Here is an 8950-nt window from a genome sequence, read left to right on the forward strand (position 1 = left end):
ACGTTCCGTGATCGGCCGGAGTGTCGTCCAGTCACTCATCCGGGCCAGATAAACAGGGCAAATCTATATAAACACCAACACTCTGGGTTGGGTGCCCCGCATTCCCGTCCCGGAGGTCGACTTGCCGCGTCCGCAGCCACTCGGGGGAGTGGCCAAGCCGCGCCCCCGCGCACTCGCGGCGGCGCTCACCGCCTTCGCCGCCGTGGCCGCCATGGGGCTCGTCGCGGGGCCGGCCGCGGCCGCTCCGTTCGCGGGGCCCTGCGCCCTGGAGCGCACCTCGGCGCACCACTCCGAGGGCCTGGACACCTGGAACTCGGCGTACCCGAAGCCCAGGAAGACCCTCAACGCCGTGATGGTCTTCCTCTCGTTCCCCGACTCGCGGCCCCTGGCCACGCCCGACGAGCTGGCCTCCGACTACTTCCCGTCCACCAGCCGCTTCTTCGACCGGGCCTCGTACGGGAAGTTCTCCCTGGTCCCGCATCCGCAACGGCGGTGGACCCGGATGCCGCACCCCTCGACCGCGTACGCCATAGAGCGCGACTGGGACTCCGCGCACCGCAGCGCGTATCTGCAGGACGCCCTGGCGGCGGCGGACCCGCACACGGACTTCAGCAAGTACGACGTCGTCTACTTCGTCGCCGACCCGGACGCGCCCGGCGTCGACTCCGACGCGACGAAGGTCGTGAACTTCGACCGGCCGATGCATGCGGACGGCACGGACATCCGCCGCATCGTCACGGTTTTCGAGCGCCACCCGCCGGACCGCAATGTGCTCGCGCACGAGACCGGTCACGTCTTCGACCTGCCGGACCTCTACCACCGGCCCACGGACGGCAAGGGCGACTGGGACACGTACGTCGGTGACTGGGACGTCATGGGCAGCCAGTTCGGGCTCTCGCCGGATCTGTTCGGCTGGCACAAGTGGAAGCTGGGGTGGCTGGACCGGCGGCAGGTGGCGTGCGTGAAGCGGAGCGGCGAGACCCGGCTGACCCTTGAGCCGCTGAGCACGGCGCCGCGGGGAGCGGGCGCGCCGTTCGGCACCGGGGACGGCACCAAGCTCGCTGTCATCCGCACCGGTGTGGACAGCGCCATCGCACTGGAGGCCCGGGGAGGCTCCGGCAACGACGCGGCGACGTGCAGCCGGGGTGTCCTGGTGTACCGCGTGCGCAGCGACTTCTCGTCCGGCGGCGGCCCCATGGAGGTCCTCGACGCCCACCCCCGTACGGAGGCCTGCTACGGCGAATCCGTCTACCCGCCGCTGGCCGACGCGCCGGTGGGAGTGGGCGAGACCTTCACGGTGCCGGGGGACGACATCCGCGTGGAGACGGAGGGGCGGACCGGGTCGGGGGCGTGGACGGTGAAGATTACGACGGCCGGTTGATCCCACACCGGCGACGGTGTTGCGGCCGCGGGGCTCTGCCCCGGCCCCCGCTGCTCAATCTCCCCCAGCTACCGCTGGGAGGTGCCCCCTGCAGGGGCTTAATCTGCCCACCCGGGTTCGATGCACGACGAAGGCCCCCGCCGTAGCGGGGGCCTTCGTTTCTGTGCGCCATCAGGGACTCGAACCCCGGACACGCGGATTAAGAGTCCGCTGCTCTAACCAACTGAGCTAATGGCGCCGGTTGACGTCGTAGACATTAGCACCAGGATCCGTGGCAGGAAAAATCGAAATCCGCACCGCGGCCTGCGCACTCGCGCGGGCCGCCCGGACGCAGGCCCAGCGCATGACCTCGGGTCCCGGCAGCCAGGGGTGCCGGGTGTCGGGGGCGACCACCCACCGGGACTCCTGGCGCTGGTCGGGGCGGAGGGCGGCGCGCGTCGTGGGGGCGGGACCGGTGACCGCGTCGCCGGCGCCGTGGAAGAGCAGCGGCGGCACCGAGGGGCCCCACTCCTCCCAGCGCAGGAGGGACGGCAGGCGCTGGGCCGTGCCCGGGGCGGTGAACAGGAGCATGCGGCCCCGGTGCGTGGCGACGGGTCCGGAGCCGGGGCCCTCGGACCAGAGCCGGTCTAACATCCGCCGGCCGAAGATCGCGGGGACGTTCACCACGTCGAAGACGGAACCGCAGGGGAGGACGACGGGGGCCGTGGGGCGGGACTCCCAGTGGGCGAGCGTGGAACGCGGGTACGCCCCGGCCGAGGCGAGCCAGGCCGTGCCATCGGGGGTGACGTCGCAGATGTCGAAGTGGTCACGCGCGCCGGGGGCCGTGGCCGAGGGGGCGTGGGGGGAGTACGGAGGCGTCGCGGTGCTCATGTCTCATACATCTACAGGGGGTGAGGGGTCGATTCCCAAGGGTTGCGGAAAATCGGGACAGGAGGGGGCGGGGTGGAGTATCTTGCCCCCCTGGCATATGCCAAACGATCATTACGGCCCCGCCCGTCAGGTCGTCCGTTCCTTGGTCCCGCGCAGCAGATCGCGGCCGAACTCGACCATCTTCTTCGCGTAGTCCTCGGTCCAGTCCGCGCGCTCCGCGATGTCCGCCGTGGTGAGCCGGTCGAAGCGGCGCGGGTCGGCGAGCTGGGCCGCGGCGACGGCCTGGAACTCCATCGACCGGTCCGCCGCCGAGCGGAACGCGTGCGTCAGCTCCGTGGCACGGGTGAGCAGGTCGCGGGGGTCCTCGATGGACTCCAGGTCGAAGAAGTGCTCCGGGTCCGCGGCCGCCTCCGCGGGTTCGAAGATCAGCGGGGCGGGTCGCAGCCGGGGCTGGTGGGTACGGTCGGGCTCCGCCATGGTGCGGGCTCCTTTGTTCGGCGTGGTCCGGCGTGGGCCCGGCGGCCGGTGCCGGGACCACCTTCTATTGTCCGTCGGGCCGCAAGAGGGCGGGGGGCTCCGCCCGGGGCCGGGTTCAAAAGATCGGGGCTCTGCCCCGGGTCCCGCTCCTCAATCGCCGGAGGGGCTGGGATGTTGGACTCGGTGCTCCGACAGGCGGGCCAGTACCGAATGGTTCGCCTCCCAGCCGTCCGGGAACTTCACCGTCACCCCGAGCTGCACCGGGTCCGCCGACGGGTGTTCGTCCAGGAGGTCCGTGACGCCCGCACGGCACACCACCACGCACGCGTGCCGGTGCCGCGAGGCCAGGACGCACAGGCGGCCCGTCTCCAAGTGGAACGCCGTCGCGTCCGGCCGTCCGGACAGCGGGTGCAGGACGACCGTGACGTCGAACTCCCGGCCCTGCAGCCGGTTCGCCGTGTCGACCGTGACGTCGTGGACGTCGAGGTCCGCCAACGCCGCCCGTACCGCCGCCGCCTGGTCGCGGTGTGCGGTGCCGACGCAGATCCGCTCGGCCGTCAGCGAGCCCTCGCCGGACTCGGAGCGCGTGACGCCCTCGCGGTCCAGCAGGCGCCGGACCACCTGGGCCACCGCCCGGACCGCCTCCGGGTCCGTACGGGGAGTGTGTGCGGCGGGCAGTTCCAGCAGGCCCCAGCCGGAGGCCGCCGCCTCGTCGATGACGGCGTCGGGGGCCGAACCGTCCGGCGGCACCGTGAAGTCCAGCTCCCGGTCGCCCTCGTCCGTGCCGCTGCGGAACGGGGTGTACGGGTAGAAGGCGTCGGAGACGAGCGGCGCCGCCGAGGCCGGGAGCCGCCAGGAGACCGGGAGGCGGTGCTGCGGAAGGTCCGGGTTGTGGGCCAGCAGCGTCGAGACCGCCGAGGCCGACGGGTCGTACGACAGGCCCGCCCACTGCTCCGAGCCGACGATCGCGAACGGGTCCAACTGGCCCGGGTCGCCCACGAACAGCGCCCGCTCGAACAGCCCCGCCACGGCCAACAGGGCGTCGGAGCGCATCTGGTAGGCCTCGTCGACGATCGCGTGCGGCCACGGCTCGACGTCCTTGACGTGCGCCCACTTCGCGGCCGTCGAGACGACGACCGGCAGCGGGGCCAGATCGCCGGCCTTCGTCGAAAGACGGACGTTCGGCAGATCGTCGAGCGCCTTGTCGTACGCGTCCGGGTCACTGCTGTGCAGTCGCCCCACGGCGAGCTCCGGGTTCTTCGCGTGCAGGCGCAGGACGAGGTCGTCCACCTGCGCGTTCGTCTGCGCCACGATCATCAACGGGCGGCCCGCGTCCGCGAGTTCGAGCGCCGCACGCACCACGAGGGTCGACTTCCCGGCGCCGGGAGGCGAGTCGACGACGATGCCGCGCGCCGTGCCGTGCAGGGTGTCGTGGAGGATGGCGGCGGTGGCCTGCCCGGCCGCGTCGGACGGGCTGAGGGCGGTGGTCGGCGCGGTCACAGTACGTCCTCCGAAGTCACGGTGTCCGGCGCCTCAGCGCCCGTCCCCGGCGGGCCGCCGTGCGTCCACGGGGTCTCCTCCGGCTCCGGCAGCTTGGGGCCGCCGCGCTGCTCGTGCTCGAACAGCGTCCAGCACACCCGCTCGCCCTTCTCCGGCAGCGAGCCCTCGGCCGGCTCCTTGCCGCGCCCCATCTTGTCCAGGATCCGCAGCACGAGCGGGGCGTTCCCGCTCCCGGCACCCTCGGCGCCCTCGTCCTCGTATCCCACGAACTCGGCGGTCTGCGGCTTGCCTTCGAGCGTGCGGTACACCTTCACGCCCACGCCGAGACGCGGACTGTCGTCCGTCGTCAGCGTGACGAGCGGGCGGGGGCGCTTCTTCTCGTTGTATGCCGCCACCACCTCGGTCACCTCCCCGGCGAACGCCTCGCCCGAGAGCCGGCGGCCCGCCATCACCAGTGGGTCGTCCAGCGCCTCCTGCGCCTCCAGGCGGGCCTGCTCGCGCTCGCGCGTGGCCAGCTTGTTCGCCGCCGTCACCGCGTCGTCCCGGCGCGGCTGCGGGGGCTCGCCCGCGCTCACCCGGTCGCGGTGCCCGGTGAACGACCAGCGGTCGCGGGTCCAGCGCTCCGCCGCGTACCCGCCCTCGGGCAGCGTGCACAGCTGGTCGAGGCCGCGCCACACCGCGTCCCAGGTGGGCCGCGTGCGGGACTCGACCAGGGCGTGGATCTCCCGCTCCGCGGCGGTCAGTTCGGCGAGCCGGCCCTCCGCCTCGATCGCGTCCTCCGCGGCCGCATGGCGCGTACGGGCCTTGTCGTAGCGCTCGATCGCGGGCGCGAGCAGCTTGTTGTCGAAGGCGGGGTCGGTGGCGGGGCCCGCCGGCGGGCAGAGCAGCTGGCCGTGCCTGTCGCGGTCCAGCTCGGCGCCGAGCGCGGCGGCTGCGCCCGACGTGCCCTCCGGCGCCTCGATCCAGGCGAGCAGCGCGCCCAAGTGCTGGTCCTCCAGGCTCGACTGGCCCGTCGCCCAGTGCCGCGACAGCAGGTCCGTCATCGCGAGGAGCAGGGCCGATCCCGGGACCCGCGCGCGCTCGCCGAAGTGCGTGAGCCAGCGGCCGAGGAGCGGGACGTGCGGCGGCGCGGGGCAGGGCGTCTCCGGGTCCTGCTCGGCGGTGCGGCGAAAGCGCATCGAGCGGCCCAGCAGGCGGACGAACTCGATGCCCGCGCGGCTCGGCACGATCAACTGCGGCGCGTCCGCGCACAGTTCGACCTCGACCTTGACCTTCTTGCCGGTCTCCGCGTCGACCTCGCTGCGCTCCGCCGCCTCGACCTCGGTGGCGTACGTGTCGATGTACGGCAGGACCTCGTCGGCCAGTTGCGTCAGGAACGCGAAGCGGAGGTCGCGGTCGCGGGGCTGCGGGACGACGAGGAGCCGCGGCGACGTGCGCTCGGTGCCGACGAGCGCGCCGAGCGGGGCGCCGGTCTCGCCGGCGGTGGTGAGCGGCACGAGTACGAGTGGGCGCTGGGAGAGGTGCCGGTGCCGCACCGTGGCGGACCGCTGGGCCCGCCCCGACGCGGTGGCCTCCAGCCGGGCCAGGTGGTCGATCAGACTCACCGGGGAGTCTCCTTACGTGTTCCGGCGCCGCTGTGCTTATTGAGCCCCTGCAGGGGGCACCTCCCAGCGGTAGCTGGGGGAGATTGAGCAGCTGGGTCCGGGGCGGAGCCCCGTGGCGTGGGACCGGGTGGCCGGGTCAGCAACGCACACCCCCCAACGCCTCCACCCGCAACGCCGCCGCCCGGCGCAACGCCGCCACCGTCGGATCCGCCGGATCCCCCGCATCGCCCCGCGCAGCGGCAAGCACCGACTCGACCGTGGTCAACGACCCCAGCTCGGCCCGCAAGGGCCGCCCCAGCGCGGTCACCGCGCCGCCGGCACGCGCACGGTCACGGCAGTGGAACGCCAACTCGCACGCCGCCAGGCACTCCGGCGCATACGTCGCGGGAACCGACTCGACCGCCGCCGTCAGCTCGGCCGGCGGCAGCTCCGGGTCGAAGACCGTGCCCGGCGGAAGCTCCGCCGCGATGTCCTCCACGCGCGTCAGACGCGCCAACTGGCGGCGCGTCACCGCCCGCTGCTTGCGCACGTCGACCGCCGACGCCGCCGGCAGGTTCGAGAAGTCCTTGGGGCACACGAGCACGATCCGGTCGCGCACCCGCACCTGGCCGTCCGGCAGCCGCGCCGCGACCTCCTCAAGTGCCAGCACGTACACCGCGGACTGCCGGGCCGCCGCGCCCACCTTCGACGCGTCCGCCGCGCCGTCGATCATCGGGAAGGACTTGATCTCGACGACGGTCCAGCTGCCGTCCGGATGCACGACTACGGCGTCCGGCTCCAGGAACGCGGGGCTGCCCGCCACGTCGAGCGCCAGCATCGGGTGGTCGAGGAACGTCCAGGTGCCTGGCGTTTCCGTCGCCTCGATGGCCTCCCGGAGGGCGAGCGCCGTGCGCGCGGTGCGGCCCTCGGGGCCGATGGCCGACAGATCGGGGACCCGTACGAGATCGGGGGCCGGTTCGGGCGCGGCGGCGTCCACGCGCGCGTGGACGAGCTTGAGCAGCTCGGAGCCGCCGTCCGCCTTCACCCGCGCCTCGAACACATTGCCGCGGGCCAGGGCGAACTGGGACTGGCCGAACGAGGACGGTGAGCCCAGCGCATCCGCTATGCGCGCCTTGTCGACGCCCGCGCCGTCCAGGAGCGCCCGCCTTCGGCAGCCCGGATTGGCCGCGAGGGCGGCCAGGGCCCGGGCGTCCAGCGGACGCGGCGGATGGTCCGGGCCGCGCAGCTCAGCGAGCCGGTGCCGCAGCCCCGTCGCTGCTGTCGTGCGACGTGGCTTCCTTGCGCTGTCGGGGAATTCGCTCACCCGGGAAAGTCTGGCACTCTCCACTGACAATCGGGGCGTGCGTGGCGGAAGGGGAGGCCGGCGCCCCCGCGAACACGCCGTACGCCCGGTCCTTGAGGAGGGCCGCGACGAGCCGCACCGGCTTCGTGAGGAGCAGGCCCGCGGCCATCACCGCGACCCCGGCGAGCGCGTCGAAGAAGTAGTGGTTGGCGGTGCCCATCACGATGACCGTGGTCATCAGCGGGTACACGACGCCGATCGCCTTCACGTAGGGGGAGCGGGCGTGCCGCCACAGCAGGACGCCGCACCACAGCGCCCAGCCGACGTGCAGGCTGGGCATCGCCGCGTACTGGTTGGTCAGGCCGCCCATGCCCTTGGGGGCGCTGGCCGCGCCGCCCCACCAGCCGTACGAGCTGTAGTAGGCCATCGTGTCGATGAAGCCGTGGTGCGCGGCGAGCAGCCGGGGCGGGCTGGTCGGCAGCAGGACGAAGCCGATGAGGCCGATCATCGTCGAGGTCATCAGCCATGTGCGGGCCGTCCGGTAGATCTCGGCGCGGCGGCGGAACAGCCAGACGAGGACGAGCGGCGTGACCAGATAGTGCAGCGAGGCGTACCAGAAGTCGGCGGGGACGCCGAGCCACGGTTCGCGGGTGAAGAGACGGTTCAGCGGGTGTTCGAGGTTGAGGCGGACGGCCTGTTCGGCCCGCAGGATCGCGACACCGTGGTCGACGGCCTGGCCCTCGTCGCCGCGGGCGAGCAGCCGGCCCGCGGAGTAGGCGCCGTACACCAGAAGGATCAGCGGCAGCTCCGTCCACCAGCGGAGCCCGGCGCCGGGTATCGCTTCCGTGCGCGGTGCCTCGTCGGTCTGCGACATGCGGGCCGCTCCCCCTCTTCGCTCGTGCGGCGGCCACTGGCCACGCTCTCACTCGTACGGTGTGCCGGGTCTGTGTCCGGGCGACCCCTGACCCTCCTAGACGCAGCGATCACACTGCGGGTTGCCCGCCGGGCGTCCTCCCTGTGGCTTGCGCGATGATGGACGGGGCGATCCTTCCCGCTCGCCCTATGTTCACCCTTGAACCCTTGTAGTTGCTTGTAGTTTCGAAAGAGGCCTCCTCATGGCACCGCGCATCCTGTTGGCCCGGCACGGACAGACCGAGTGGTCGCTGTCCGGACGGCACACCGGGAGGACGGACATTCCGCTCCTGGAGGAGGGCAGGCGCGGCGCGAAACTGCTCGGCGAGCGGCTCGGACGGGCGCCGTACGACGGGCTCGACGGCGTCGAGGTGCGCACGTCACCGCTGGTGCGCGCGAGCGAGACGTGCGAGCTCGCCGGGTTCGGGGAGCGGGCGACCACGTGGGACGCGCTCCTGGAGTGGGACTACGGGGCGTACGAGGGGCTGACGCCGGCGCAGATCCAGGAACGCAGGCCCGGCTGGTTCATCTGGCGCGACGGAGCGCCGGACGGGGAGACGCTCGCGGAGGTCACGGCGCGGGCCGACGAGGTCGTGCGGTGGGCGCGCTCCGCCGACCGGGACGTCCTGGTCTTCGCCCACGGCCACATCCTGCGCTCGATCGGGGCGCGCTGGCTCGGTCTGCCGCTGGACTTCGCCGCGCGGATTCGGCTGAACCCGACGTCGCTGTCCGTACTGGGATGGGCGTACGGGGAGCCCGCACTGGAGTCGTGGAACGACACGGGCCACCTGGCGGTGGGCCCGTAAGCCCCTCCGGCGGTCGCGGGTCTGCTAGGGCTTGTCGTTTGGATCAGGCCGGGCTCGCGGGGCCTGGCACGCACGCTCGCGGCGTTGTCGTCGGTCGACGACGCTCCGCGTCGCCTCC

The 8950-nt window shown here is 72.8% G+C and carries 8 protein-coding genes and 1 tRNA gene; 2 read left to right on the plus strand and 7 right to left on the minus strand.

The features are described from left to right. The first annotated feature begins 91 nt into the window (after positions 1-91). Entirely contained in the window at positions 92-1381 is a 1290-nt protein-coding gene (locus ACIA8D_RS19110; RefSeq protein WP_399233550.1) for a M6 family metalloprotease domain-containing protein, read from the plus strand. A 164-nt stretch (positions 1382-1545) separates the two neighbouring features. Here the strand turns inward: ACIA8D_RS19110 and ACIA8D_RS19115 are convergent. The 7 genes from ACIA8D_RS19115 to ACIA8D_RS19145 form a co-directional block, all read right to left on the minus strand. Beyond that, positions 1546-1619, minus strand: a tRNA-Lys gene (locus tag ACIA8D_RS19115). Further along, positions 1610-2251 carry a bifunctional DNA primase/polymerase gene (locus ACIA8D_RS19120; RefSeq protein WP_399233552.1) on the minus strand — a complete coding sequence of 214 codons (642 nt, stop codon included), beginning with the start codon at positions 2249-2251 and terminating at the stop codon, positions 1610-1612. Before ACIA8D_RS19120 ends, ACIA8D_RS19115 begins: the two co-directional genes overlap by 10 nt. 126 nt (positions 2252-2377) lie before the next feature. Continuing rightward, positions 2378-2728: a hypothetical protein gene (locus ACIA8D_RS19125; RefSeq protein WP_399233554.1), complete on the minus strand. Its 351-nt coding sequence runs from the start codon at positions 2726-2728 to the stop codon at positions 2378-2380. Between the two features lie 150 nt (positions 2729-2878). Next, complete coding sequence (locus tag ACIA8D_RS19130) at positions 2879-4228, minus strand: AAA domain-containing protein (protein WP_399233557.1); 1350 nt, start codon at positions 4226-4228, stop codon at positions 2879-2881. Continuing rightward, positions 4225-5832 carry a hypothetical protein gene (locus ACIA8D_RS19135; RefSeq protein ID WP_399233558.1) on the minus strand — a complete coding sequence of 536 codons (1608 nt, stop codon included), beginning with the start codon at positions 5830-5832 and terminating at the stop codon, positions 4225-4227. Before ACIA8D_RS19135 ends, ACIA8D_RS19130 begins: the two co-directional genes overlap by 4 nt. 136 nt (positions 5833-5968) lie before the next feature. Beyond that, positions 5969-7135, minus strand: coding sequence for a hypothetical protein (locus ACIA8D_RS19140; protein ID WP_399233560.1), 1167 nt, complete (start codon positions 7133-7135; stop codon positions 5969-5971). Continuing rightward, positions 7059-7988 (minus strand): phosphatase PAP2 family protein, encoded by a 930-nt coding sequence (locus ACIA8D_RS19145; RefSeq protein WP_399233563.1) that lies wholly within the window; start codon positions 7986-7988, stop codon positions 7059-7061. The genes ACIA8D_RS19140 and ACIA8D_RS19145 overlap by 77 nt, the downstream gene beginning before the upstream one ends. A gap of 241 nt (positions 7989-8229) precedes the next feature. On the opposite strand from ACIA8D_RS19145, the gene ACIA8D_RS19150 reads away from it, so the two are divergent. Next, positions 8230-8832, plus strand: a complete 603-nt coding sequence (locus ACIA8D_RS19150) for a histidine phosphatase family protein (protein ID WP_399233565.1) — start codon at positions 8230-8232, stop codon at positions 8830-8832. Positions 8833-8950 lie beyond the last annotated feature (118 nt).

Origin of the sequence: Streptomyces sp. NPDC051684 (assembly GCF_044453445.1) — a bacterium.
Lineage (GTDB): Bacteria > Actinomycetota > Actinomycetes > Streptomycetales > Streptomycetaceae > Streptomyces.

Excerpts from the sequence above, each read along its gene's own strand:
- ACIA8D_RS19145 (WP_399233563.1), bottom strand. The coding sequence starts at position 7,988 with ATGTCGCAGACCGACGAGGCACCGCGCACGGAAGCGATACCCGGCGCC.
- ACIA8D_RS19120 (WP_399233552.1), bottom strand. The coding sequence starts at position 2,251 with ATGAGCACCGCGACGCCTCCGTACTCCCCCCACGCCCCCTCGGCCACG.
- ACIA8D_RS19150 (WP_399233565.1), top strand. The coding sequence starts at position 8,230 with ATGGCACCGCGCATCCTGTTGGCCCGGCACGGACAGACCGAGTGGTCG.
- ACIA8D_RS19125 (WP_399233554.1), bottom strand. The coding sequence starts at position 2,728 with ATGGCGGAGCCCGACCGTACCCACCAGCCCCGGCTGCGACCCGCCCCG.